Source organism: Shewanella sp. HL-SH2, from assembly GCF_051164935.1.
In the GTDB taxonomy this organism is placed as follows: domain Bacteria; phylum Pseudomonadota; class Gammaproteobacteria; order Enterobacterales; family Shewanellaceae; genus Shewanella; species Shewanella glacialimarina.
The window spans coordinates 625,187-649,571 of record NZ_CP195035.1 but is presented as its reverse complement, the minus strand read 5'-3'; the positions used below and the strand labels follow the sequence as shown (position 1 = coordinate 649,571).

At 40.2% G+C, this 24,385-nt stretch carries 26 protein-coding genes; 9 read left to right on the top strand and 17 right to left on the bottom strand.

Going from position 1 to position 24,385, the window contains the following annotated elements:
• Positions 1-40: 40 nt before the first annotated feature.
• Positions 41-1,207: an alpha/beta hydrolase-fold protein gene (locus ACRWP9_RS02710; RefSeq protein WP_434927750.1), complete on the bottom strand. Its 1,167-nt coding sequence runs from the start codon at positions 1,205-1,207 to the stop codon at positions 41-43.
• 216 nt (positions 1,208-1,423) lie between these two features.
• Here ACRWP9_RS02710 and mtnC point away from each other — a divergent pair, with 216 nt between their 5' ends.
• Positions 1,424-2,101 (top strand): acireductone synthase, encoded by a 678-nt coding sequence (gene mtnC, locus ACRWP9_RS02705; protein ID WP_434927749.1) that lies wholly within the window; start codon positions 1,424-1,426, stop codon positions 2,099-2,101.
• A 35-nt stretch (positions 2,102-2,136) separates the two neighbouring features.
• Here mtnC and ACRWP9_RS02700 read toward each other — a convergent pair whose 3' ends face one another.
• The gene (locus ACRWP9_RS02700) at positions 2,137-3,177 is read right to left on the bottom strand and encodes a hypothetical protein (protein WP_434927748.1); all 1,041 of its coding nucleotides are present in this window, start codon (positions 3,175-3,177) and stop codon (positions 2,137-2,139) included.
• Between the two features lie 198 nt (positions 3,178-3,375).
• Here ACRWP9_RS02700 and ACRWP9_RS02695 point away from each other — a divergent pair, with 198 nt between their 5' ends.
• Together ACRWP9_RS02695 and ACRWP9_RS02690 are read left to right on the top strand one after the other, a co-directional pair.
• Positions 3,376-3,804 (top strand): acyl-CoA thioesterase, encoded by a 429-nt coding sequence (locus ACRWP9_RS02695; RefSeq protein ID WP_434927747.1) that lies wholly within the window; start codon positions 3,376-3,378, stop codon positions 3,802-3,804.
• Between the two features lie 10 nt (positions 3,805-3,814).
• Positions 3,815-4,063 carry a GNAT family N-acetyltransferase gene (locus ACRWP9_RS02690; RefSeq protein ID WP_434927746.1) on the top strand — a complete coding sequence of 83 codons (249 nt, stop codon included), beginning with the start codon at positions 3,815-3,817 and terminating at the stop codon, positions 4,061-4,063.
• 34 nt (positions 4,064-4,097) lie between these two features.
• On the opposite strand, the gene ACRWP9_RS02685 is transcribed toward ACRWP9_RS02690, so the two are convergent.
• The 6 genes from ACRWP9_RS02685 to ACRWP9_RS02660 all read right to left on the bottom strand — a co-directional run bounded on the left by ACRWP9_RS02685 (position 4,098) and on the right by ACRWP9_RS02660 (position 10,062).
• On the bottom strand, positions 4,098-4,499 hold the full coding sequence (locus ACRWP9_RS02685; protein ID WP_434927745.1) for an acyl-CoA thioesterase: 402 nt from the start codon (positions 4,497-4,499) through the stop codon (positions 4,098-4,100).
• An 85-nt stretch (positions 4,500-4,584) separates the two neighbouring features.
• Entirely contained in the window at positions 4,585-5,373 is a 789-nt protein-coding gene (locus tag ACRWP9_RS02680; protein ID WP_434927744.1) for a lipase family protein, read from the bottom strand.
• A gap of 137 nt (positions 5,374-5,510) precedes the next feature.
• Entirely contained in the window at positions 5,511-7,298 is a 1,788-nt protein-coding gene (locus ACRWP9_RS02675) for an AMP-dependent synthetase/ligase (RefSeq protein WP_434927743.1), read from the bottom strand.
• A 130-nt stretch (positions 7,299-7,428) separates the two neighbouring features.
• The gene (locus ACRWP9_RS02670) at positions 7,429-8,760 is read right to left on the bottom strand and encodes a hypothetical protein (protein WP_434927742.1); all 1,332 of its coding nucleotides are present in this window, start codon (positions 8,758-8,760) and stop codon (positions 7,429-7,431) included.
• Positions 8,757-9,635 carry an ABC transporter ATP-binding protein gene (locus ACRWP9_RS02665; protein ID WP_434927741.1) on the bottom strand — a complete coding sequence of 293 codons (879 nt, stop codon included), beginning with the start codon at positions 9,633-9,635 and terminating at the stop codon, positions 8,757-8,759. Before ACRWP9_RS02665 ends, ACRWP9_RS02670 begins: the two co-directional genes overlap by 4 nt.
• A gap of 52 nt (positions 9,636-9,687) precedes the next feature.
• Positions 9,688-10,062, bottom strand: a complete 375-nt coding sequence (locus tag ACRWP9_RS02660; RefSeq protein ID WP_226412115.1) for a GntR family transcriptional regulator — start codon at positions 10,060-10,062, stop codon at positions 9,688-9,690.
• A 93-nt stretch (positions 10,063-10,155) separates the two neighbouring features.
• On the opposite strand from ACRWP9_RS02660, the gene ACRWP9_RS02655 reads away from it, so the two are divergent.
• From ACRWP9_RS02655 to ACRWP9_RS02640, 4 genes are all read left to right on the top strand, one after another.
• Positions 10,156-11,850, top strand: a complete 1,695-nt coding sequence (locus ACRWP9_RS02655; protein WP_434927740.1) for an alpha/beta hydrolase — start codon at positions 10,156-10,158, stop codon at positions 11,848-11,850.
• A gap of 2 nt (positions 11,851-11,852) precedes the next feature.
• Complete coding sequence (locus tag ACRWP9_RS02650) at positions 11,853-12,587, top strand: ABC transporter ATP-binding protein (protein ID WP_226412119.1); 735 nt, start codon at positions 11,853-11,855, stop codon at positions 12,585-12,587.
• Positions 12,587-13,735: an ABC transporter permease gene (locus ACRWP9_RS02645; RefSeq protein ID WP_434927739.1), complete on the top strand. Its 1,149-nt coding sequence runs from the start codon at positions 12,587-12,589 to the stop codon at positions 13,733-13,735. The genes ACRWP9_RS02650 and ACRWP9_RS02645 overlap by 1 nt, the downstream gene beginning before the upstream one ends.
• A gap of 77 nt (positions 13,736-13,812) precedes the next feature.
• Positions 13,813-14,037, top strand: a complete 225-nt coding sequence (locus ACRWP9_RS02640) for a hypothetical protein (protein ID WP_226412123.1) — start codon at positions 13,813-13,815, stop codon at positions 14,035-14,037.
• 146 nt (positions 14,038-14,183) lie between these two features.
• Here ACRWP9_RS02640 and ACRWP9_RS02635 read toward each other — a convergent pair whose 3' ends face one another.
• The 9 genes from ACRWP9_RS02635 to ACRWP9_RS02595 form a co-directional block, all read right to left on the bottom strand.
• Entirely contained in the window at positions 14,184-14,927 is a 744-nt protein-coding gene (locus tag ACRWP9_RS02635) for a LytR/AlgR family response regulator transcription factor (RefSeq protein ID WP_434927738.1), read from the bottom strand.
• Entirely contained in the window at positions 14,905-16,017 is a 1,113-nt protein-coding gene (locus ACRWP9_RS02630; protein ID WP_434927737.1) for a sensor histidine kinase, read from the bottom strand. The genes ACRWP9_RS02635 and ACRWP9_RS02630 overlap by 23 nt, the downstream gene beginning before the upstream one ends.
• Before the next feature lie 11 nt (positions 16,018-16,028).
• A complete protein-coding gene (locus tag ACRWP9_RS02625; RefSeq protein ID WP_434927736.1) occupies positions 16,029-17,270 on the bottom strand; it encodes an ABC transporter permease in 1,242 nt (413 codons plus the stop codon).
• Positions 17,264-17,983: an ABC transporter ATP-binding protein gene (locus ACRWP9_RS02620; RefSeq protein WP_434927735.1), complete on the bottom strand. Its 720-nt coding sequence runs from the start codon at positions 17,981-17,983 to the stop codon at positions 17,264-17,266. Before ACRWP9_RS02620 ends, ACRWP9_RS02625 begins: the two co-directional genes overlap by 7 nt.
• A complete protein-coding gene (locus ACRWP9_RS02615) occupies positions 17,970-19,127 on the bottom strand; it encodes an efflux RND transporter periplasmic adaptor subunit (protein WP_434927734.1) in 1,158 nt (385 codons plus the stop codon). The genes ACRWP9_RS02620 and ACRWP9_RS02615 overlap by 14 nt, the downstream gene beginning before the upstream one ends.
• Positions 19,128-19,148: 21 nt before the next feature.
• The gene (locus ACRWP9_RS02610; protein WP_434927733.1) at positions 19,149-19,847 is read right to left on the bottom strand and encodes a YIP1 family protein; all 699 of its coding nucleotides are present in this window, start codon (positions 19,845-19,847) and stop codon (positions 19,149-19,151) included.
• A gap of 210 nt (positions 19,848-20,057) precedes the next feature.
• Positions 20,058-20,276 carry a superinfection immunity protein gene (locus ACRWP9_RS02605; protein WP_434927732.1) on the bottom strand — a complete coding sequence of 73 codons (219 nt, stop codon included), beginning with the start codon at positions 20,274-20,276 and terminating at the stop codon, positions 20,058-20,060.
• A 26-nt stretch (positions 20,277-20,302) separates the two neighbouring features.
• Positions 20,303-21,223 carry a hypothetical protein gene (locus ACRWP9_RS02600; protein WP_434927731.1) on the bottom strand — a complete coding sequence of 307 codons (921 nt, stop codon included), beginning with the start codon at positions 21,221-21,223 and terminating at the stop codon, positions 20,303-20,305.
• 290 nt (positions 21,224-21,513) lie between these two features.
• Positions 21,514-22,482 carry a HEAT repeat domain-containing protein gene (locus ACRWP9_RS02595; protein WP_434927730.1) on the bottom strand — a complete coding sequence of 323 codons (969 nt, stop codon included), beginning with the start codon at positions 22,480-22,482 and terminating at the stop codon, positions 21,514-21,516.
• Between the two features lie 1,197 nt (positions 22,483-23,679).
• On the opposite strand from ACRWP9_RS02595, the gene ACRWP9_RS02590 reads away from it, so the two are divergent.
• Positions 23,680-24,021, top strand: a complete 342-nt coding sequence (locus tag ACRWP9_RS02590; RefSeq protein ID WP_434927729.1) for an ISAs1 family transposase — start codon at positions 23,680-23,682, stop codon at positions 24,019-24,021.
• Positions 24,022-24,041: 20 nt separating this feature from the next.
• Positions 24,042-24,299, top strand: a complete 258-nt coding sequence (locus tag ACRWP9_RS02585; RefSeq protein ID WP_434927728.1) for a hypothetical protein — start codon at positions 24,042-24,044, stop codon at positions 24,297-24,299.
• Positions 24,300-24,385: the final 86 nt, after the last annotated feature.

Below are 24,385 nucleotides of genomic sequence, written 5' to 3'. Positions count from 1 at the left end.
TCATTCATGGTGTTATTGCTCGCTAACAGCAGCTAAGCGTCTATAGACCCTCTAGCATCTTGGTCCACTTATCCAAATAAAATGGATGCTCAGTTAAACTAAGCGCACTTCTCAGTGAATCTTTAGCTTTATCGACCTCGCCTAATTGAACATAGGCTTCAGCGAGTGCAGCATGTGCTCCCGCCTCTTTAGGATAAGTTTCAATAGCCAGCATAAAAGTACTTAACGCGGTTTGAGGATCCGTTTTTAACTGACTGTCTGCTAATAAGGTTAACGATTCAACAGCAGAAACCTCAAAACCATATACCTGTTTTGACAAGTGCTGATAATACTCAACAATCGCTTTAGCGCCCTGCTTGCCGATAACTGAGTCAGGTTTAACCGTGTTATGCACATCATTAAATATCATCTCAATACCGTTGGCGGTAGCCAGTATAGGTTGGGTCATATAATAACTGCCGTCAAAACGCTTTATTTGATAGTTCAATTGACTATTGGCATTGGTTTGAATGATACCTTCAAGCTTAGCAAATGAATCTAGTTGTCTTTGCTCAAAGTCACTATCACTGGTGCTAACAAATAGAAACCTTGGTTTGCCCTGCATGTTTTTAAGCTTTTCAGGCGCGTCATTTAGCACATATGCAAAGTCTGCTGATAACACTGGGCTAGCAGCAATATAGGCATTAAATAAGCTTGGACGATTAATTAAGCTGTAGAGCACTAAACCAGCATTACCAGTAAAGCCGTTAAAAATACGAAAACCGTTGGTGCGATAGCGTTTATCAATTGCGGGCAGTAAATCTTGCTCAAAAAAGTCCAGTAGTGCCTGATCACCTTGTTGCTCTATTGCACGCTGCTTTAACTTCCCCAAGGCTTGATGGCCATCCGGTGCGGTAATAATAATCGTTTCAGGCCATGGCCAACCGCCGTTATGGCTCATCCAGTCGTGCATTCCTACAAGCATTAAATGACTTCTTGGATGTAAATCCAACAGAACAACATAACGTTTGTTCGGTGACTGTTGATAATTATGTGGCAAAGTCACCATGAAATTGGCCGACTCAGCACCCAGTAAAGTGGACGTTACCTTAAGATCTTCGGTGGTCGAAACGGGGAAAGCGGGGTTGGCACAAGGCTGACTTGACCAGAATATGGCAATAAAAAACATGAGCGTTAAAAAATAATAACAACGTAGGGATTGAATCATATTCGTCCTTGAAAATAGGTAGCTCAAATGAGTAAATCAGTTAAACCTAACTTAACACCTAAAAACTGAGCGTACAACTTTCAAACATTTGTTGTGATTTATGATTTACTTACAGCAAATCCTCAGCTTAGATAATGCAATTAAGCTAGCCATTAACCGCAATAAAGCATAGGATCACAGGCAAGTTAATTTGTTTATTTGGAGTCACAAAACATTATGAGTATTAGAGCCATCATCGTTGATACCGCTGGTACCACTACCGATCTAACCTTTATTCAGGATGTATTATTTCCTTACTCCAAAAAAGCAATGGCAGACTTTCTTGAGCAAAATCAAACTAATGCATTGGTTGATTACTGCATTAGTGATGTGAAAGATATCGCGCTTGAACCTGAAGCAGATCTTACCCGTGTGAATGAAATTTTATGCCAATGGATTGATGAAGACCGTAAACTGACTCCATTAAAAACCTTGCAGGGATTGATTTGGAAACAAGGCTATAGCCGCTCTGAATTTAGAGGCCATATCTATCCAGATTTCATCGACAATATTGACCGAATTCTTAACGCAAACCTGCGTATTTATAGCTTTTCATCTGGATCTGTCGACGCGCAAAAATTACTGTTTAGTCATACCGACTCAGGTGATTTAACCGCTAAATTTAGCGGTCATTTTGATACTCGTACCGGTAATAAATTAGACAAGCAGGCGTACAGCAACATTTGTAACACCATCAGTTTAAAACCAAAACAGCTGCTGTTTATTTCCGATAGAGTGGAAGAGTTACAAGCCGCAGAAGCGGCTGGGTTAATGACTTGCCAAATGGTAAGAGAGCCAAGCGCCAACACGGCTAAATTCAAAACCATTACCACATTTGATGAACTGTCTGTGTAACAATCTCCCCCGCTATTAAGGTGGGGGAAGCATTATCACTCTACTTGATTCACTGGCTTTGGTAGCATTCGGCCAAAAGCAACTGAAACACATGGTTTAATAACAAAGTCATAATCATAAACAGCATTACTATTGCGTGTTATTGCCAGTATTTCATAATCATTCAATTCTACAACGTGTGAATCTGCCGATTTTTCACAACGGGACAAGTTATCTGCCTCGAATGTATAAGCAAATAATGCTACCGCCTTACGCACACCTAAAGAGTAATTGTGGTGGACCTGCTTGAAGTCAATCTCTTGAAATATATTGATATTAAGGTTCATACCCTCTAGTTGCTTATCATCTGTCGCACTGAGATTGTCTTTGGCTTGAGGTTGTTCAAGCTGGTCTAATATATCCTCTCTCATATTTACATCTTGCTGGTTTAGTACCTGAGACACTGGACTGTCAGGATCTTCAATATTACTTTCTAAATCAACACCTAACAACATCCACAAATGGTAAATCACCACAAAAGACAGCATCACTCGGACTAAAAATGTACTACGTCGAAAAGTACTATGATGTATAAATTGAGGTGACTTGATACCTAATGGCCTCAATATCCATATAAATAAGAAGTAAGCGGGTGACATAATCTGCACTAAAAACATCACGATCCCGCTGATAATAATGAACCAGGCAGGGATATACAGCAAAATAGCAAAGTTATGAGTGTAATTAAAATGTTGAGCTGGCACGCCCACGACATCGTTAACCACAGAGCTGGCATTTGCTAGAGCAAAATTAGCGATTATGGCATAAAACAATAGCAGTACCGCTTTACCCGCTAGGCTATGCCAAACCTTTTCAAAGATAGGCCAAAACTCTAGCAATATGGCGAGTAAACTGACCAGTGCAACTAAAGCCAATGGCTGCTTAAAAATAAGTAACAAAATGGCAAGCAGATAGAATTTTTGCGCAATAGACAATTGATCACGCAGTACAATCAATCGACTAATTAGCTGTTGGAATACTAATTTGGGTATTGCGGCAGCTTCTGGCAACTTAAACGACTTTATTCGTGCAAACATGATTCTCTTACTCACTTTGGCCATCGCATCAGAATACGTATGTTATTTATAAAAGCAGCCATTTAAGCTAATGGCAAAACAATAACATAACGTGTTTTTATACTTGTTGTCAGTATCAATGATTGCTAAATTGGTGCTATATATTAAACGACCGTTTAAAAAAACTTATACCAACTTATAAGAATAAGGATAAGCCACATGGAAGACTTTATCGCTGAACACCCGATCCACACCAAGATCCCAGTCGCATGGGGCGAAATGGATGCCTTACAGCATGTCAATAATGCTGTTTATTTCAAATATTTCGAAACTGCCAGATTAGACTTTTTTAATCAAATAAACTTACTAGAAGACTTACATAAAACGGGAGTAGGCCCTGTTTTAAGTGAAACTAACGCACGCTATAAACGCCCTGTAACCTTTCCCGATACCTTAATTATTGGTGTGACGATTAGTGATATTCAAGCAGACCGCTTTACCATGCACTACACTGCATTCAGTGAAGCACAACAAGCTGTGACAACCCAAGGCTGGGCTAAAGTCGTGATGTTTAACTTTAAATCAGGTAAAAAAGCCGATCTAACCGCGCCATTACTTAATGCGCTAACGCTTTATGCCAAATCATAGAGAAAAGAGTATGAATGATATGACTGTCATACATCAGCCAGAACAGCATCGTTTTGTAGCAGGTTCAGAGGGTGAACAAGCTATGTTGGAATATCACACAGACAATAAAACCATCAATTTTCACCATACTTTTGTACCACCATCAATGCGCGGCAAGGGAATGGCTGAAAAATTAGTACAAGCAGGGTTAGGCTGGGCGAATGAGCAGCAACTGACTATAGAAGCCAGTTGCAGTTACGTACAAAAATTTTTGCGTTAAATTAGCTAGTATCTCACTTACAGTTGCTAAATGGTTACCCCGTTAGGTCAGCTAATTGCGTTTTTACCGCATCAGACAATGGCTGGCTTTTTTCTGCTTTATAATCGTAATGCACCATAGTGGTTTTTGCTTCGGCGGTTTGCTTACCTTCTTGCCAGCAACTTTGAGCGATTTCAAAACTGCTGTTACCGATACGGCTAATGTGAGTTTTTACCGTTACCGTTTTACCGTAAAACGTGGGCGCATTAAACGCTATGGTAAAACCTGCAATAATCATATTCCATTTTGATAGATCTTGTCCTGGATTCACAATTTCAAAAACAGGATCTCTTGCCGCCTCAAACCACACCGGAATAACGGTATTGTTAATATGGCCTAGGGCATCGGTTTCACAAAAGCGCGGTGTTAAATCCAAAGAAAACTGAGTCACTGGCACGGTAATTCCTTATTATTATAATCGGTATATTCAGGGTCATCATCGCCAAACTCAATTCAGCGGCAACAAGAGTTTAATAGAGTCATCAAACATCATCAAAGAAGTCTTTGTCTCGAATATACTTATGCATGTAATGATATGCAAACGGTGATATCAACCAGCTTATAATACTTAATAAAAATCGATTTACCGGATGGATATTGTCATAAATTCTTTCATTATGTAGCCACAGCATTTTACCCACATGGTAGTAAATACCCGGTAAAGGAGGCAGAAATGTCACCATATCGACACCACAGCAAATACGATAAGTTCGTCTATGCAGTAAATATTGTTGCTGAAAACTCTTAAAACCCGGTGCAGGTTGACCAAATGTCACCACCCGCTTAATTGCTCGGGGAAAGTCTCGCTCTAACCTATCGGCAGCCAGAATAGCCATCGCACCGCCAGATGAATGTCCCGTTAAGCTAATACGCTTACCCGATTGAATTAGAGGAGTCAAAATAGTATACAGTTGTTGATAAAGGCTGACACCCGTCAGATACTCAGGAGATTTAGGGTTGGCTGTTTGCTCCAGTAAATACTCATATCCAGCATGCACTCGATACTCGGCATCAGCAAAAACTTTGGTAACCGGCCAACACCAGGTATTAATCCACCACTCATTCACCGTTTGCGAACCACGAAATACCACCAGCACTTCAGTTTGATCTTCACGCCACAGAATTCGTGCGCAAACATTGCCCCAACGATTGGCAATCTGTTGATAATTCTCTGCCACAAACCCCAACTTCTCAGGCGAAAAATCAGGCTTATACGTTACCTTACAAAGCACCGCATAACGTTCATATTGATAGCGCTTAAGTTTTTTCAATTAGCTGCATATTTAAGTATTTATGATGTCACCAGATTAAACACGTAAAATGACACGGGCATGACCAAATTTTACAAATCAAAAAAAGCCCCTATAAAGGGGCTTGTTATGCTCTTTAGTTAAAACAATAAGTATGTTTAATACATCGCATTAATCTCGCTAGTATACTTGTTATAGATATTTTTGCGCTTGAGCTTCATCGTGGGGGTAATTAAGCCTGACTCCATGGAAAAGGCTTCAGGAAGTAACGTAAACTTTTTGATTTGTTCAAAGCTAGCAAGCTCATGTTGCAACTCTTTTAAGCGTTGCTCAAAATGCTCTACCACTTGAGTGTTACGCAGCAAATCGATTGGATTTTCAACGCTAATCCCTTTCTCTTTCGCCCATACTTCTAATGCTTCAAATGCTGGTACAATTAACGCGGACACATAGCTTCTAGCATCCGCAATTATAGCCACCTGCTCTACAAACGGGCAGCAACTGACTTTGCCTTCAACACGTTGTGGAGCAATATATTTGCCGTTGGACGTTTTCATCAACTCTTTAATACGGTCAGTAATATGCAAGTTGCCATCAGCATCTATCATGCCTGCATCGCCGGTTTTTAACCAACCGTCTTCAAAGGCTTCTAAAGTATCTTCTGGGCGATTAAAGTAACCCCGCATAACGGTATCGCCACGGACGAGAATTTCACTGTTGTTACCGATTTTTATTTCCATGGCGTGTAAAGGTTTGCCATTTGACCCAGTTACGCGATTACTTAATGTATTACAGGTAACCGTGGCACAGGTTTCTGTCATGCCATAACCACATAAAATAGGCACACCAATACTGTGAAAGAAAGCGGTAACATTTACGTCAAGGGCTGCACCGCCGACAGGCATAAACTTCAACCGCCCGCCTAAGACATTTTGTAACTTGCTAAACACCAGCTTGTTAGCCAATTTCCACTGCACAGACAACATCAAGTTGGCTGGTTTACGGCCTTGGCTAACTTCAAATTGGCGCGCACCTATGCCTATTGCCCAATGAAATAACTTTTGTCGTAAGGCTGGTGCGGTATTTACCTTGTCATGTACTGCGCTATACACTTTTTCAAGAAAACGCGGTACAACACATAATGTGTGTGGTTTTACTGCTGCAATGGCCTGTTTAATGCGATGAGTATCATTTAAATACACATTTCGGCCACCACGACATAACACGTAAAAGCTCCAGCCACGCTCAAACACATGACTTAGCGGTAAGAAGGCTAATGACACATAACCTTCTTTAAAGGCTATTTCAGTATCATGTTGTTCAACCATTGAGGCGATATTACGGTAATCCAGCATCACACCTTTAGGATCACCCGTGGTACCTGAGGTATAAATTAGCGTCAATAAGTCATCTAAAGAGGTTTGCGACAAACGCAACACTAGCTCATCTTCGCTAGCCGATGAAGGGGCTGAACTTAGTATTGTGTCTAAATGAAAATGCTCATCTGAGGCTAACGCCACTGCACTGTCAAACACCACAATATGTTCAACCGTTGGACACTGAGCTTGGATTTTACACGCTGTGTGATATTGGCTTTCATCACCTGCAAAAATCACCTTTGCCCGAGCATCATTAACAATGAATACAGCCTGTTCCATGGTACTTGTGGGATAAACCGGCACAACTACATTACGCGCCTTTAATGCCCCAATATCAGCACAGCTCCACTGGGGACTGTTCTGCGCCAAAATGACCACTTTATCTTGAACATGCAAACCAAAACCAATCAACAACTGTGCTATTTTACTGGTGATAGTATCAAACTGCTGCCAGGAAACCGTATTCCACGGCGCAGCCATTTCAAAACCTTCAAGGGCAATTTTGTCGCCTAAAGCTTGGCTTTTTTGTTGAAGAAGTCTGACGATATGATATTTTTCAAGGATCATTTGAGTGCTACCTTTTTAGCTTACAGCTGTACTGCTTTTTGTTGCATTCTACCTGAAGCAATAATAAACAATAAGAGTTTTTGCTCTATTCATGAGCTAAAGTTCAACTTTTAAACAATTACATTGAGATTTATTGATCTATTAAGCCATTTTTCCACAACTGCTTTCGCCCCAAGGTTAATAGTATTATTGCCAGTAGCAGTAGCGTGCCGTCAGCGACTAGCCAATAAACCATGTTAGCTTGCACCTCAAATGAGTCAAAACTTAACGATATAAATACCGAATGGGCAATCATCAACACCATAGACACTGACAACTGGCTAACACTTCGACTTATGGCCCCAAACCCCAGAGCCATAGCAACGCCCCAACCCGTAGCTAACAGCAAATGAATAATGAATAAGAAAGATAACCCTTGGCCAAATAGATTGCCCACCAAGCAAACTAATAGCATCACGATTAAGGATAGCCCAACAAATCGATAAGAAGCATCATGAAACGCTTTTTGTAAGCCCACTAAGCCACTAAAACAAGGGAGTAAAAATAAAGTTTCACTACTACGCCAACGCTGCAATCGAGTCCAATGCACTAAACTTGCCGCCATTAGTAATAATTGTCCCGCTAAAAATGGTACCGGAAAATCCCAGCCAAATAAGTTAGATAAAACAAATAACAATGAGCCAATAAGAACAATAAAGATAAGTAATAGCGCCAATAATGGCCCCACAAAGAAATTAATGGGATGTAGTTGACGGTTCAACCAATGAAGCAAAATACTTTGTTTTAAGTTAGGTACCCACACCCACCCCATTTCCATGCCATTTAAGTAAAGTTGCCGGGCGTTGGCATGCCAACTTAATAAACTAAACTGTATTCTTACGGCTGCAATCATCACCGCCATCAATACGATTAATAACACTGGAGAAAACTGAGCTGCAACGCTATCGATAAACACTATGCCAATAAATAACAACATTGAAAATTGAAAACCATGTTGCCATCGTAAGCTTAAAACCAAAAAAGCTAACGCCACAATTGAAGACAGCAACACAGTATTAATACCCTGGGGAGCCAAACCTAAAGCAAGTAGCATAGTCAGAATAAAGCACCCAAATAAAATAGCGCACGCTTGCACAACTACATTACGTTGATAGCCTGGAATAAGTCGGCTAGTTTCGGTGGCGACTAAGCGATTTATTTGCCACGCCACCGCCAGTACGGTTGACGCTATAGACATTGACAGCATCATGCTAACGGCACTGGTTTTACCCACGTAAGCACTTAATAATGCGATTGCTATACCCACTAACGCGGTTAACAAAAAGCTAATGCTGCCAATATCGTATGCCCACAAACGCCACATACCTCGATAGCATTGGGGGTTAATAAAATCAGCTAACTTAACACTACCTGGAGTAAGCCGTTTACTGGCATGTAAAAAATCGCTGAAAAGGGCTTTCATCGATGCAGCTCCATAAACAGCTGTTCTAAATTCAATGATTGTTGATTTAATAATCCTGGGAATAGCTCATCACCCACACAATCATCCGCCACTATCGTACGGGTGCCTTGGGTTTCAGTTTGATGCAACACAACTAAGTGAGCAGGCAATTGCGCATCAGAACTGACTTTCAATAATTTAACCTGTTCACGTAACGCGTCAATTTCTTTAAACAACACCAACTGGCCTTGCTTAATTAACGCCACATGGCTAGCTACGCGCTCTAAATCTGAGGTGATATGTGATGAAAACAGCACAGCAGAACCAGACTCCAGCGCCAAATCAAACAAATCTGTCATAAATTTGCGTCTTGCTATTGGATCAAGGCTGGCCACTGGCTCATCAAGGATTAACAGCTGAGGTCGATACGCCATTGCCATGATTAACGCTAACGCTTGGCGTTGTCCTACCGACAGTTTCTGCACAGATTGAGTGGCATCTAAATCAAACCTAACCAACCAATCTTGTTCTAATTGAATATCCCAATCAGGATAAAAACTGCGATGTAAATCTAACGCGCGATCGACGGTAAAACCTTCGTAACCAAAAGGCTGCTGTGGCACATAACCAATTTTAGCTTTGGCTTGAGCTGATAACATAAAGGGTGCTTGATTTAACGTACTGATTTCGCCTTGATCAATATCCAATATACCTAATGCACAGCGCATTAAGGTCGATTTCCCTGCACCGTTTTGTCCCAATAACCCCACAACCATGCCCGGTGTGAGTTCTAATGACAGATTATTTAACGCCACACGCGCCACTTGTTTTCCCTTGGCAGGATAAGTTTTACTGACATTTGAAAATGTGAGTATTGGCGAGACTTCTCTGGTCATTTTTAGCGATTCCTTGCATGTATAATCTAAGTGTTCACTTGGTTGTGTGAGCTTACTCTTGCCAATGCTGGCCAATTAACACTTCTAACTCAGCTAAACTCACACCTAGCTGCTGAGCTTGAGAAATTAATTCTTTAATTTTGGGTTGTAATAAACTGCTACCAGAAGTGGTATGAGTATCTGTGCGAGCCGCGACTATTGAAGGCTGCCCACGACGACGCTCAATCCAGCCTTGATCGACTAATTGTTGTACCGCACGTGATACCGTCATTGGGTTGACCGCTAAAAACTCAGCCATTTGCCTTACTGAAGGTAATACCTCATCAGCTTGCAACTGTCCGCCCACAATCAAACTGACTATTTGATCATGTAATTGACGATATATAGGTTCGCCGCTGCTGGGGTTGACATTTAATAGTTCTAACATTAGTCTCTAACAACTGTATTAATACATTGATACACTCATACACTTATAGTAAGTTAACACAATCATCTAAAAATGCAAAAAGGAAACGTTGCGATGATCTATAGGAAGTTTGTCAGCAAAGCACTTATCTCAAGGCTAAGCACCACCGCTTTATGCCAATCGGCAAAACTTGCTCGTCGTGGTACCGCTATCGTTATTGCGATGGTGTTTGCCAATATTAGTATTGCAGCTGAAGTCGACAATCAGCTGAATATTATCAAATCAGCTAAAACCAGCGCGTGTTACTTAGACGGGATGTCTGAGCAGCTACAATGTGGCAAAATTAGTGTGCCAGAAAATCCGCAAAAACCAGATGGAAAGCATATTGATATCCACTTTGCGATATTACCGGCCATTAAAGATACCCACCCAAACGAAGCCTTATTAGCGATAGCCGGTGGCCCAGGGCAATCAGCGATTGATAATGCCGCTTGGTTTGAAAATTTACTCAGTAAAGTGCGTCAGCAACGTGACATTTTACTGATCGATCAACGCGGAACAGGAAAATCAAACATCCTTAACTGCGAAGACAGTACAGTGATATCAATGCTAGCTTTTGATGACGAAAATATCGATGTAATAGCCGAAACAGAAAAGTGTTTTGCGCAAACCGATGCTGATATTACCCAATACGGTAGCGAGACAGCCTTAACCGACTTTGAAGCGGTACGAGCATATTTAGGCTACCAAAAACTGCATCTTTATGGCATTTCATACGGCACAAGAATGGCTCAGCTTTATATGCGTCACTATCCCGAAGTACTTGCCACTGTCACACTTGATGGTGTTGTACCAATGCAACAAAGTGTTATGGCAATCGGCGGAGCGATTGAGCGTGGATTTGAATTATTAATGCGCGATTGCGCCAGCAACACTGCTTGCCAAGCACAATATCCAGATTTATTAGCCGACTTTACCACCGCCAATAAACGCCTTAGCGAAAAAGCCATAACCCAAAGCGTGCGTGACCCACAAACCAATGAGCCAAGCACATTTTTACTTACTCGCAGTAAGTTTATAGGTGCTATTAGAATGGGGTTATATACCCCAGCCATACGCGCGTTATTGCCCCATGCGATTCATCAAGCTGCTCTAGAAAATTATCAACCGATTATGGGTATTTATACCTTAACGTCAGATAGTATCGGCATAGCAATGGGCATGCATGCCTCAGTGGTATGCGGTGAAGATATACACCGTATATCTGATCAAATGCGTAAAGACGCCAAAGAATCTTACATCAGCGCGAGCATGATTGAAGGCCTTGAAAAAACCTGTGAAGTTTGGAAACTACCGCCGGTTAAAGACACCTTTAGTGAGCCCATCCGCATTGATTTACCGACATTATTGTTATCTGGTGAATTAGATCCCGCAACCCCACCTAACTGGGCCGCACTAGCGCAAACAGAAATGACTAATGCTAAGCATTTTATATCACCATTCGCCACCCATGGTGTGGCAGCTCAAACCTGTGCCAACGATCTCATTGCTGATTTGGTTGACAGTGGTAGCGTGAAAAACCTGGATGCTAGCTGTTTACAAAAAGATATTCGCCGCAGCTTTTATCTCAACGCTAACACCGTTGAGCCACTCACCGTTGCCACGCAGTCAAACGTTGAAGGCAATGTCACAATCACACCAGCGGCTGAAAATACCGTCGACATGGTAAAAGAGACTGCGGCAGATAATGTCACTGACAGTGTAATAAACAACGCTACCGACAATGCCACTGGCACGGATAAGGAATAATCATGATTTCAGTGACCAATTTATCGAAAAAAATCGGTGATGTTCAAGCATTGAACAAACTGAGCTTTAGCGCCCAAGATGGCCATATAACCGGTTTACTCGGCCCAAACGGTGCGGGCAAAACGACCTGTTTACGCACTTTATTTGGGTTATTAAAGCCTGATGAGGGCTATGCAGAAGTAGACGGCATTAACATTGCCGATAATCCTATTGCTGCCAAACAACAGTTAGGCCTATTTCCGGATCCGTTTGGCTTGTATGAGCGCCTAACCCCGCGCGAGTATATTACCTACTTCGCTGAACTGAGTGGCATGTCACGCAAAGACGCTAAAGTCGCGACCGAGAATGTCATCAACCAGCTCAATTTAAGTGACATTAGTGATCGACGCTGTAAAGGGTTTTCACAGGGGCAACGGATGAAGACCGCTTTAGCACAGGCGATAGTCCACCAGCCAACCAATATTATTTTAGATGAACCCACCCGTGGTCTAGATGTAATGAGTACCCGCTTATTACGCGATATTTTAGTCGACCTTAAAGCACGTGGACACTGCGTACTATTTTCAAGTCACGTTATGCAAGAAGTCGCCGCATTATGCGATCACGTTATCGTTATGGCCAATGGTCAAGTCGTCGCCACAGGCAGTCCAGACGAGCTGTGCCAACAAACGGGTGAGGCTTCATTAGAAGAAGCCTTCATTAAACTTATCGGAACTGACGAAGGGATCGCAGCATAATGAATAAACTCATCGCAATGGTGCGCAAAGAACTCATTGATGCCGCACGTGACAAACGATCTGTGATGGCGGGCTTGTATTACGCCATCGGCACGCCTTTACTTATGTGTGCCATGTTTATGGTGCTAATTGGTCAGCTAACCAGCCCAGAAGATTTAAACATCACCATTAATAAAGCAGATAACGCACCCGATCTAGTCCGTTACTTAGGCAGAAAAGGCATTAACCAAGCAGACTTAACTACTGAGCCCGACGCCGATGTTAAAGCAATTATATTAACCATTAGTGATGATTATGCCGCCAACATGGCCAAAGCAAAACCTGCAGAAGTCATTTTAGAAGCAGACAACTCTAATGAAAAACTGCAAAAGTCGATCCGTCGTCTACAGCTTGAATTACAAGCCTATAGTTCAGAAATGGGCAGTATACGGTTAATCGCCCGCGGCATTAACCCGCAAGTGATGCAACCATTAAAAGTGAATGTAAAAGATCAAGCCACTCCTGATTCAAAAGGCGGCATGATTTTAGGTATCGCAATTTTCACCATGATTTACTCGGTATTTATTTCGGGAATGAATTTAGCCATCGACACCAGTGCCGGCGAGCGCGAACGTAATTCATTGGCATTAATGCTCAGTCACCCCATTAGCACCCGTCAACTTGTGTTAGGCAAAGTGATTGCGGTAACCACTTTCGCCTTACTCGGCTTAGTGCTTATTTTGCTTATATCCAAAGTGGCCTACACCTTTGTGCCATGGCAAGAGCTGGGCTTTAGCATCAATATCTCCACCGACTTTATGGGACTGATGTTCGTCATTGGTATTCCTGTCGCCTTGATGGCTTCGACCTTACAATTGTTTGTGTCATTTATGGCTAAAAGCTTCAAAGAAGCTCAGTCATATTTAACCATGGTGTTGTTTGTGCCACTGGCCCTATCTATGGCAGCCAGCTATAACGTCGCCCCAGATGCATTGCAGTGGTTGCCTGTGTCTGGCCAGCAGCAAGCACTCATGGACTTTATCAAAGGCAAAGATATCCCTATGTTGCAGTTAGCAGCGTCCTCTATTGCCACATTAGCAATCTCAATCGGCCTAATGCTTGGGATGGAAAAAATGCTTAAAAGTGAAAAGGTCGTATTTGGCCTATAACCTTTGTCATTCGCCCAATCCTTAGCGCTTATCGGTAAGGATTGGGTCATTAAATACTAGAAAATGAGGAATTTAAAATGGAAAATGATTTCGCAATAATGGCCCTAGTGTTGATTATCGTCATTGGCACTACTGCATCAGAAATGTTTAAGTACTATATGAAGCACAAGCAAAACTCAGACACAGGGAGCATGGCCGAGCTTAAGTCACAAAACCAAGCACTGATTGAACGAGTACAAGTGCTAGAAAGGTTAGTCACCGACAGTGATTTTGAGCTAAAGCAGCAGTTTAAAAAGTTATAACGTGTGAAATATGTCTACATTGCATAAACAAGCACCCACATAACTTTTCAACACCTGGAACCTTAAAACTAACGTGAAGGTTATCATTAACTGCAATGCCATCCGTTGAATCATTATGAGGTTACATTTTGATCCTAATACAGCATCTAAAATGTAGCCTCAATACTAAAAATCTTACGCAATTGCTGTACCTGGCGTCGACTAACATCCACTTCTTGACCATTATTCATGTGTACAAGCAAGCTACCGGCCGTTATTCCTTCCTCAATTTTACTCATTTTATCGATACGTAAAATATCGCTGCGACTGGCTTTGAAAAATAAGTTGGCATCTAACCGCTTCTCTACTTTTGATAACGAAATATGTAAGTAAGATTTCCCTGCCTCTGAATAAACAGCCACATGATTACCTATTGATTCAAAACGAGTAATGTCCTGTATACGCACAATTTTATAATCGCCCCCAAATTTGAGTAGCAAGCCGTGGTTATCAGGTAAGTATTGGTTGTGGGTAAGCTCATCATCACTGCGGCTTTCTTTGACTAAACGCGCTTTGTTGATAACAGCTTCTAGCCTATCTTGCATAATAGGCTTCACAATATAATCAAAGGCATTCAATGCAAATGCGTCTACAGCATGCTCGCTAAACGCAGTACAAAAAACGATATGACTTTGCTGTTCTTGTGCTTTCTTAGCAAACTCAAGCCCATCCATTTCAGGCATTTGAATATCAACAAACACAATATCTACATTGATATCAGACAAGATCTCAAGCGCTTGTAGTCCATCTTCTGCTTCAGCAACGATTTCAACATCAGCAAATTTCCCCAGTAACCTTGTTAGCTCTAAACGAGCTAAATATTCATCATCAACGATTAGCACTTTTAACATAAGGTAACTCCATTGAAACCACAAATTGGTCTTGATCCAGTCCATTGAAAAACTGATATTTGCTAGTAAACATCAGCTCAAGTCGCTTCTTGACGTTATGTATTCCCACCTTTGTACTTGGCTGGACTTTTTGCGCGTATACGCTATTGGTAATAGTTAAACGCCAATAGTCATCATTCAAGACTGCCGATTCAACATGAATAAAACCTGGCTTACGGCTTGTTGATATACCGTGTTTAATGGCATTTTCTGCCAACGTTAACAGAGTTAACGTTGGGATATTCTGGCTTAGTGTAGCTTCAGCCAATTGCACCGTTAGCTGTAACTTTTTGTCAAAGCGCACTTTCTCAATGGCTAAATACTTATCAGTAATTAACCAATCCTGTGCTAGCGTCGACTTAGTTTTCATTTGCGATTGCATTTGATTACGCAGCAGATCAGATAACAATGTCACCACTTCAGCAGCTTTTTCTTGATCCGCAAAAATAAGTGCTCGAATACTGTTGAGTGTATTAAATAAAAAATGGGGACTAAGTTGATTGGTAAGTTGCTGGATTTGACTTTCATTGACTTCAAGTTGGAGTTCTTTTTTATTTTTGTGAAATTGCCAAACAAGATAAGCAACACACCATAAAAATAACGTCGCAAATGACTCTAATATGCCAATAACAAATATGGTTAAGGTCGTGACTTCACCGCCAAACTTACCGTCCTGTGTCATCACTTGAATTTGGTTGATATCAGTACTTTGTAAAAAGCTTAATTTCCCCAATCCATACGACAATATAAAATAAATAAATGAGACAAACAAAATATAGGCTAGACCAACAAACGTTGTCCAAATATCCATACTGGCGCCTAACATGTTCATTCGCAGGTAGGGACGTAATAAACAATGGCAAATAAAAATTAACAGGCTGGCTTCTAGGAAAGAGCGTAAAATAATGTCGCTATAATGATGCTGTGGCATTTCCACAAGCGATAACATCACTGACCAAGTTAACACAAAATGCAATCCAAACATGATCATCATGGCTGCACGGTAACTTTTACTGGTGTTACGGCTATGTTGATAAAACTGCTTTAACAATTGAGATCCTTCTATTCATATCGTAATGCATCTATGGGGTCCAATTTAGATGCTTTTATCGCTGGAGCAATACCAAATACTATACCAATAATTCCACTAAATCCAAGAGCTAACCAAATTGCCCATAAAGGAATAGTAAGAGAGCCAACCACTGGCATAAACATGAAAATAACACCCGCAAGCAAATAACCTAGCACGATTCCAGCTATACCACCAAATAAAGACAACACACTGGCTTCAATCAAAAATTGAGTCAAAATAATATAAGAAGTGGCGCCCAAAGACTTAGCAATGCCAATTTCTTTTGTTCTTTCTGTTACTGACACCAACATAATATTCATAATACCAATTCCCCCTACAATTAAGCTGATGCCAACAACCCCCGCGGCGACAAAAGTAATTGAATTAGTAATATCACTGAATTGTTGACGTGTTTTCTCTGCGGTTTCAAATTCAAAAAAGTCAGCTTCGCTTGCATCTATCTTATTTTTATTCCTTAAAATTTGGCTAACAGAGTATTTAATTGATGCGAGATCCGCCCCCGCTTCTGGACTAAATACAATATCAATATTATTGGTACTATCTGTCCCATTTAACGAGCGAATAGTACTTAGTGGTGCAATAACATAGTTATCTTGATCAAACCCAAATAAACTCCCCCGAGTTTCGGCCAATCCAATCACTTTAAACCATTCGCTCCCGAGTAAAATAAACTCACCAACAGGTTGAGCTGGCAGTTTTAATTTTTTTAGTACTGAGCTACCTAAAAAAACCACGCGGCGTCTTTTAGCATCATCGTCATGGGAAAGAAATCGGCCGATTTCGGGAAAAACGTTAACCACTTTTTGATAATCACTCTCGGTTCCGATAACTTGAGTATGCAAGCTTTGTTGGCCATATCTCACTTCCGACCCAAAGCTAAATGCGCGCATTTTAGCGGCAATATGTTTAATTCCCAGCGCTTTACTCTTGATAGACAAATAGTCGTCATAGCTAAGTTGATTCGCAATCCCCAACATTTCAAGCTCAGTATTGGTTTGTGCTTTTATGGTAACCATGTCACTACCAAGATCTTTTAGCTGATTACCTACCCCTTGGCTCAAACCTTCAGTAATCGATACCACTGTAATAATCGATCCCACTCCAATAATAATGCCTAAGGTCGTCAGTGCACTTCTAAAACCATTAGCCCAAATAGACTGAATTGCTGCTATTGTACCTTCATAGAGATGGTGAAATAAGTTGCTCAACATGCTGCCTCCAGTCTAATTGATGGGGTAGAAATATCTGATACGATCTGACCATCCACTAATCGAATTTCACGTTGACAATGGTTCGCAATGTCTTGCTCATGAGTCACTAAGACTATGGTTTGCCCTTGTTGATGTAGTTCATCAAATAGCGCCATTATTTCGCGAGTTGTTTTACTGTCTAAGTTCCCCGTTGGCTCATCACCCAGTAATATTTTGGGATCAGTTACTAAAGCGCGAGCAATCGCTACGCGTTGACGTTGTCCACCAGATAATTGATTAGGTAACACGTCACGCTTGCCTGCCAGACCTACTTTCTCCAACGCATTAAGCGCAAGCTGTTGTCGAGAGCGAGACGGCATAATACGGTATTTTAATGGGTGCATAACATTTTGTAGAATGCTTTGACGTGGCAGTAAGTTAAAGCTTTGAAAGATAAAACCTATTGAATGGTTTCTGACATATGCGAGCTCTGACTCACTGTAACCAGCTACATCTTCGCCATTGAGCATGTAGCATCCCTCGCTGGGTGTTGATAAGCAGCCTAAAATATTCATCAACGTCGACTTACCCGACCCTGAAGGGCCCGTTATTGCAACAAAATCGTTCTGCTCAATAGATACGCTACAAGGATGTAAAGCTTGATAGACTTCACCCGCCAACGGATAGTTCTTGGTGATGCCATTTAATTGTATAACTGAGTTAGATTGCAGCATGATAACTTTCCTTATGTTGCACTTCTCGGCCTTCTTCCAGGCTGCTCACTAAACGACTCGGCCCAGTTATGACCAAGTCATTTTGCACTACACCCGACAATATAACTTGCTCCGTATCAGTAGACATTCCTAGCTTAACCGACTTTTTAGTCGCTTTATTCGCTTCCACAATCCAAACAAAATAACCTTCCTCATCGCGATTAATAGCCGCTACCGGTACCGTCAACTCACGGTCTGAGCGGGCCAGTAAAATCTCTGCCCGACAGCTCATTCCTGGATAAACCATTTGCTCCGCGTCTAGTGTCACTTCGACTTTGTAGTAAAGGCCTTTGTTTATGCCATCATTTTTGGCTGAAGTGCTAATAGAATCAATCTTACCTAACACAGCTTGGCGAGGTGTCGCAGCCAAGAACACTTCCACGTCTTGCCCTATTGCTATATTTGCAACATCAGCCTCATCGACTCTAATTTGAGCAACATAAGACTTTGTATCAGCTAGTGTCATCAACGGGCTACCAACTATATTTGTCGTGCCAGCTATAACAGTCTCACCCACTTTAATATCTACGGTTGAAATCAGCCCGTCTATTGCAGCCACAAATCGAGTCTTATCCAAACGATTTTGACTTTGCACCATAGTTGCTCTGTATTGTTCAAGCCCCTGTTGAGCAGCCAACACGTCGATTTGGGCAATCCTTAACTGGCTTTGTAGTTGTGCCGAAGTATCTTTATCCATCAATCCTTTTGCCACTAAGCCAATATGCTGTTTGGCGCGGCGCGCTGTTTCTGACTCAATTTCTTTAAGTCGCTCAATCTCAATCAATTGAATTTCAACAGCAGCCTTAGCTTTGCGTACATCTGCTAAAAAGCTCTTAGGATCGATCTCAATGAGTATTTCACCTTTTTTAACCAGCTGCCCCTCTTTGACATGCACATGCTGAACAATACCAGTCAATTCTGAGCGGATCTGAATCTCACGGGAAAACTGTAAATTGCCAGAAGCTAAAATAGTGTCATTGATGCTGCTCTTACTCACACTCTGAGTATCAACTTGCACACCAACATCACGAGACTTGTTTTTGCTCAATATTAGTAAGCTAGAAAAGCCAATTAGAATGCACAGTAAGACGATGCCCTTTTTCATGTAAAACTCCTTTTTTACTAGTTAAAGCACTGCAAACCACACACCATAAAAAATAAGATAAGGTGCTGAAGAAATGGCGATAGTGCTAGATAAACGCATAGAAAAATAACGAGATAACCCCAGTGAACATATCGTAATTGACCAAATAGAGAATAAATTCATTGACGAATACAGTGCAACGTAAACGCCCCCCTCATTATGGGTAAACAACTGCGCTACGGAGGCGTAATCGATTAGATCCAAAGGTAAATTCCCAGTCGTAGAGCTTGCAAACAACATCATGAAACCTACGTAGTTTACTATCCAAGGTAACTGGCACCATGACGCAAAATAAAACCAATTTTTCACACTAAAACTTTTCATTTGTGTGTTTGATAATTTAGAGACCATCGCAAAAAAAAGGCTTAAACCAATCACCACAAATAAATGCCCTATTGCGGTCATCCCAGCCACGAATATCCAGGTATATTGCAAAGTCATACTCATACTTTCTCTAACGACTGCTAATTCCTGAACGCTCAAATCATTAACTTTCGCTAATTGCTGATTAAGCAAATACTCATCAGTCATGCCACCAAAAAACCAGTAATGACTCACAAATATTAATAACATCAGCGTAAGTAACAAGATTCCGCTTTGTTTCTGATTATTATCAAACTTTTCAAACAACGAACTTGGTGCAACAAACGCATCCAGTACCGTATTAACTACAGTAGCCATAATGACTCCCTCATGATTGGATTTACTTATAAATAAAATATCAAATAAGGAAAAAACTGACTGGGGAAAATGACAAACGGTCAAACTAAGTGATTTTCGGTAATGGGTATCGAGGGAGCGATACAAATTGCAGGAAGTTGGAGAAGGGATAAAGCAAGAAAGCTGCAAGTGATAAACAATATCACCAGCAGCTATCGAGTGCTTTTTTCATTAAAATTTAACCTTTTCTCGACCAGAAATTGCCCAGACTAAAATACCAAACCATACAATCCACGAAATACCTGCAGGAACGTTAGCCGCCATTATTTTTCCTTTATGCTCTCGATTAAGTAAGATCGCTACAATTGAAGGTAAAAAATAGACACCAAAAAACAAGGGAACTAAAAGTACAATTTGACCAGTACTTAATCCTAAATTTGATAAAAACATAATAATTTCCTCTTTTAAATTAAATATTAAGCTAATGCTAGGGTTGATAAATAATTACGACTTAATTGTGACACTAATTTTGAATTGGACTTAATTCCCAACTCTTCAATTATTTTTGACTTTTTATTTACTTCTTTTTCCGCTGACACTAATGCTTTAATCGCTTTAAAACGGTCTTCTTCAATACAGCTAGTATTAGCAAAACGCTCGATAAACTCACGACTATCGTCACTCCCCATTTCAGCGATAAGGTGGAGTATGGGTTCCATAGATGAATTTGATGTAACTGTTGAACTTACTATTTTTGAACAGTTTTCATCGAATACATATTGTGGGCGTAAATGTGCAAACATGGTTGAAGGCATAATATTGAGTGATACCGACAACTCCTCTGCTGGTAATTGGTTATGCACATCTTTATAAGCACGATATAGCATCACCTCGCCCTCAGTTAAGTTCTTACGCTCAATGAATCTCAAATCAACTTTCTCACCTGGGTATCCAACAACATCGTAATAATCATATTCATAATAGTCACTTCCATATCCAGGGCCTGTATAACCCGAAGTTAGAAAGCTAAAGTTGTGATCATGAGGCACATTATAGAAAAATGATTTCTCACCAGATGTTTGTAATAAAGGATCTTTTTTGGCTAACCAAATATTCGCTCTCATAAAAAAGTTAATCCCTTTTTGAGCAGGTTTAAGCATGATCACTTGAGGGGTATATTTATTTGTTTTCTTTTGAATATCACAGTGTTTTTCTAATTCTGTCATTAAGATTTCTGGTAAGAATGTTTTATTGTTATTTAACTTCTTTAAAATAGGAGCAACAGTTTGAAAGCTCTCATCATCTGAAGAGTCAAACTTACTTTCTATAAGCTGCTCATAACATTCATCAAGTGAAATAGACTCATCAATATGATTTAGATCTAATTTTAATGGCATGGTTATATTCCCTATAATAAATTGTATATTCAATCACTTTTTAGTGCCGTAATTGGTATGGATTGATAATAGCAACGGAGAGAAATAACAGCGCTAAAGTGTGATTAACGGTCAAACAAAAGGATTTTCGGCAGAAGTAATATGACAAGTCCACATCAACTTAAGATAAACGACTCAAGGTAAAGGTAGAGATTAGTTATTAGCTGGTGAGTGGTAGATTATGTGGGTAAAACTAAAAGCAGCAACCTGGAATGGCCGCTGCTTATCGTTGCTATTAAAGCATTTAATGATTAACTAGCACGTTGAAGTAACTGGCTTTGTACAATGTCCCAGGTTTGAGAGGCCGCTTGTTGAACTTCATGGTGAGGATCTGACTTAGCCATACTCTCTAACTCATCAATTACTTGTAGGGCATCCATCCCCAATAATTGTTGCATTGCATACCAGCGCATATAGTGCTGTGGGTGATTCAAAAACTTTTTAATAGTTGGAATAGCTATTTGATAATCCATCGTTTTGAGCAATGAAATATGCAACTGCACCCTAGAGTCGACCTCATCTGATGGGTTTTGGAACTTAAGCTGATAATCATAGGCAGAGAACATTAAACTAATAGGTGACTTATTTCGTTTCAACTCTAATGAGATAAGCACAGCATTACCTTCAGACTCTTCAAACATGTAAGTTTCATTGGCTTTTTTATAAATGCACTCACCATCGGAAACTCGAATATCACCAGTATGCTCACATTGCGCAAGATTAAGATTAGTCCGCTGTAAATCATGCTCCCAATTGGAAAGACGCATATTACCTGACTTAATAAAGAATGTGAGTGTTTCTCTGCCATAAAATGAAATACCACGATCTTTTAAGTTACGCTTACTTGTTGACTTGTAGTTTGAAAGTAGTTTTTGATCAATAAAATCAATACTTAAATCAAAATCATCATTACTGTCTAATATTATTCTCTGAGCAAAAGCAGTTGAATGACCAGCAATTGGATAGACATAAAAATCATTAGTAGATAGGTTTTCTGTGCTTTCTTTGAGAATAATATCAAGTACCGCATCATGTTCATTCTTAATCACATCGGATATCGCTTCAATTTGAACCGATGGCGATTGAGCAAACAATGACTTTAACTTATTAACAAGCGTAAAATTTAAATTGTTTCCTCTACTTTTCTCCATCGCCGTTAACGTATCTACCCAAGAAGCAGGATTACTTAAAAAGCTTTCTACTTTGTGATTAAATTCCATGATGTTCTTCCTTGTTTTTATATTGAGGGGTAAGCTAACTTACTGACAGCGACAATAGTAAGCCAGCGACCCATTCCAGACTATGCCTGTATTAATACCACCATTACGCCTATACAAATTGGGCCACCAACCACTTGTAATTGTGAAGTTCCTGCTACGCCAAATTGTGATTTAAGTTCTGTCGTATTTTCGATTTTCATTATTAATATCCTTGTTATTTATGAGTTAGTTAAGTCAGTAATTAGTGAGCGATTAATACAACCATTACGCCGATACAGATTGGACCGCCAACCACTTGTAGTTGTGAAGTACCTGCAACACCAAATTGTGATTTAAGTTCTGTTGTGTTTTCGATTTTCATTATTAATATCCTTGTTATTTATGAGTTAGTTAAGTCAGTAATTAGTGAGCGATTAATACAACCATTACGCCGATACAAATTGGACCGCCAACCACTTGTAATTGTGAAGTACCTGCTACGCCAAATTGTGATTTAAGTTCTGTTGTGTTTTCGATTTTCATTATTAATATCCTTGTTATTTATGAGTTAGTTAAGTCAGTAATTAGTGAGCGATTAATACAACCATTACGCCGATACAGATTGGGCCACCAACTACTTGTAGTTGTGAAGTACCTGCTACACCAAATTGTGATTTAAGTTCTGTCGTGTTTTCGATTTTCATTATTAATATCCTTACAAAGTATTAGTAAAAAACATTTAACATTAAGCTTGTATTAATACAACCATTACGCCGATACAAATTGGACCACCAACTACTTGTAGTTGTGAAGTACCTGCTACACCAAATTGTGATTTAAGTTCTGTCGTGTTTTCGATTTTCATGTCATGGCTTCCTTTTTATAGATAATGATTTAAATAATAAATTCATCAGTCATCTTTAATTTATTATCTTGTTAAGCGTCTGCTTGAAATAAATAATAGGAGGTATCACGTAATTATTTTTACTCTTATGAAAAGCGGTCAAAAAAAATGATTAACGGTAATAAATCAATTTTTTTTATTAAACTTGGGAATGACACTAGATAATAAACAGGATAAGTAAAGGATTGATGTATGAGATAGATAAACTATATTTTGACTATGGTAAGGTAAGATTCAGTAGGTAGCTAGGTCGGGGGCCCACTTTACGGCTAGTCATGATCTGAGCAATACTAACCAATAACCCACTAATAGCCATGACTCTTTTAAAACAACTAGAAAAGATCACCAGCCCTCGTAAAGATATCAATCTAAAACATAATATTGTCGATGTGGTATTCCTAACTCTCAGTGCCATCCTTAGCGGCGGCAAAGGCTGGAAGTCTATTCATGAGTTCGGAGAGGAACAACTCGATTGGCTGCGTCTGTACCAGAAATTCAAAAATGGCATCCCTCGCAGGCATTGTATATCTAATATTATCAGAGCATTGGACTGTGAACTCCTTCTACAAGGAGTGTGTGGTTGGGCCAATGAGAAACGACAAGCAGAAGGGAAAACAGTTATAGCGCTGGATGGCAAAAACCTGCGCGGGGCATGAAGATGCCAAGAATACGCTTCATGTCGTCAGCACATTTGATATTTGCAACGGCATTGCGCTTTATCAGGGTAGTTCAAATTCTAAAGGGAAAAAGAGCTGAAATTGCCCGCAATATTATTGACGCTATGGCGCTTATTACACTGGATGCACTGCATTGTCAGGTCTCTACCACGAACAAAATTAGACAGATTAACGATGATTTTGTTATTCAACTTAAGTCAACCCAGCCTAGGTTATTTGAAGCAGTAAAAACCAAATTCAGTGAAGCCTATGAATAGCCAAACAGACCATTTTGAGCAGTCCAATACAGAGTATGGCCGCAATGAGCGTCGAACTGTCATAAAGATAGAAGCAATGTTATAAC

Bases quoted from the DNA above. Each gene is read 5' to 3' on its own strand.
- ACRWP9_RS02710 (WP_434927750.1), bottom strand. From the start codon at position 1,207: ATGATTCAATCCCTACGTTGTTATTATTTTTTAACGCTCATGTTTTTT.
- mtnC (WP_434927749.1), top strand. From the start codon at position 1,424: ATGAGTATTAGAGCCATCATCGTTGATACCGCTGGTACCACTACCGAT.
- ACRWP9_RS02700 (WP_434927748.1), bottom strand. From the start codon at position 3,177: ATGTTTGCACGAATAAAGTCGTTTAAGTTGCCAGAAGCTGCCGCAATA.
- ACRWP9_RS02695 (WP_434927747.1), top strand. From the start codon at position 3,376: ATGGAAGACTTTATCGCTGAACACCCGATCCACACCAAGATCCCAGTC.
- ACRWP9_RS02690 (WP_434927746.1), top strand. From the start codon at position 3,815: ATGAATGATATGACTGTCATACATCAGCCAGAACAGCATCGTTTTGTA.
- ACRWP9_RS02675 (WP_434927743.1), bottom strand. From the start codon at position 7,298: ATGATCCTTGAAAAATATCATATCGTCAGACTTCTTCAACAAAAAAGC.
- ACRWP9_RS02670 (WP_434927742.1), bottom strand. From the start codon at position 8,760: ATGAAAGCCCTTTTCAGCGATTTTTTACATGCCAGTAAACGGCTTACT.
- ACRWP9_RS02665 (WP_434927741.1), bottom strand. From the start codon at position 9,635: ATGACCAGAGAAGTCTCGCCAATACTCACATTTTCAAATGTCAGTAAA.
- ACRWP9_RS02660 (WP_226412115.1), bottom strand. From the start codon at position 10,062: ATGTTAGAACTATTAAATGTCAACCCCAGCAGCGGCGAACCTATATAT.
- ACRWP9_RS02655 (WP_434927740.1), top strand. From the start codon at position 10,156: ATGATCTATAGGAAGTTTGTCAGCAAAGCACTTATCTCAAGGCTAAGC.
- ACRWP9_RS02650 (WP_226412119.1), top strand. From the start codon at position 11,853: ATGATTTCAGTGACCAATTTATCGAAAAAAATCGGTGATGTTCAAGCA.
- ACRWP9_RS02645 (WP_434927739.1), top strand. From the start codon at position 12,587: ATGAATAAACTCATCGCAATGGTGCGCAAAGAACTCATTGATGCCGCA.
- ACRWP9_RS02640 (WP_226412123.1), top strand. From the start codon at position 13,813: ATGGAAAATGATTTCGCAATAATGGCCCTAGTGTTGATTATCGTCATT.
- ACRWP9_RS02635 (WP_434927738.1), bottom strand. From the start codon at position 14,927: ATGTTAAAAGTGCTAATCGTTGATGATGAATATTTAGCTCGTTTAGAG.
- ACRWP9_RS02625 (WP_434927736.1), bottom strand. From the start codon at position 17,270: ATGTTGAGCAACTTATTTCACCATCTCTATGAAGGTACAATAGCAGCA.
- ACRWP9_RS02620 (WP_434927735.1), bottom strand. From the start codon at position 17,983: ATGCTGCAATCTAACTCAGTTATACAATTAAATGGCATCACCAAGAAC.
- ACRWP9_RS02615 (WP_434927734.1), bottom strand. From the start codon at position 19,127: ATGAAAAAGGGCATCGTCTTACTGTGCATTCTAATTGGCTTTTCTAGC.
- ACRWP9_RS02610 (WP_434927733.1), bottom strand. From the start codon at position 19,847: ATGGCTACTGTAGTTAATACGGTACTGGATGCGTTTGTTGCACCAAGT.
- ACRWP9_RS02605 (WP_434927732.1), bottom strand. From the start codon at position 20,276: ATGTTTTTATCAAATTTAGGATTAAGTACTGGTCAAATTGTACTTTTA.
- ACRWP9_RS02600 (WP_434927731.1), bottom strand. From the start codon at position 21,223: ATGCCATTAAAATTAGATCTAAATCATATTGATGAGTCTATTTCACTT.
- ACRWP9_RS02595 (WP_434927730.1), bottom strand. From the start codon at position 22,482: ATGGAATTTAATCACAAAGTAGAAAGCTTTTTAAGTAATCCTGCTTCT.
- ACRWP9_RS02590 (WP_434927729.1), top strand. From the start codon at position 23,680: ATGACTCTTTTAAAACAACTAGAAAAGATCACCAGCCCTCGTAAAGAT.
- ACRWP9_RS02585 (WP_434927728.1), top strand. From the start codon at position 24,042: ATGTCGTCAGCACATTTGATATTTGCAACGGCATTGCGCTTTATCAGG.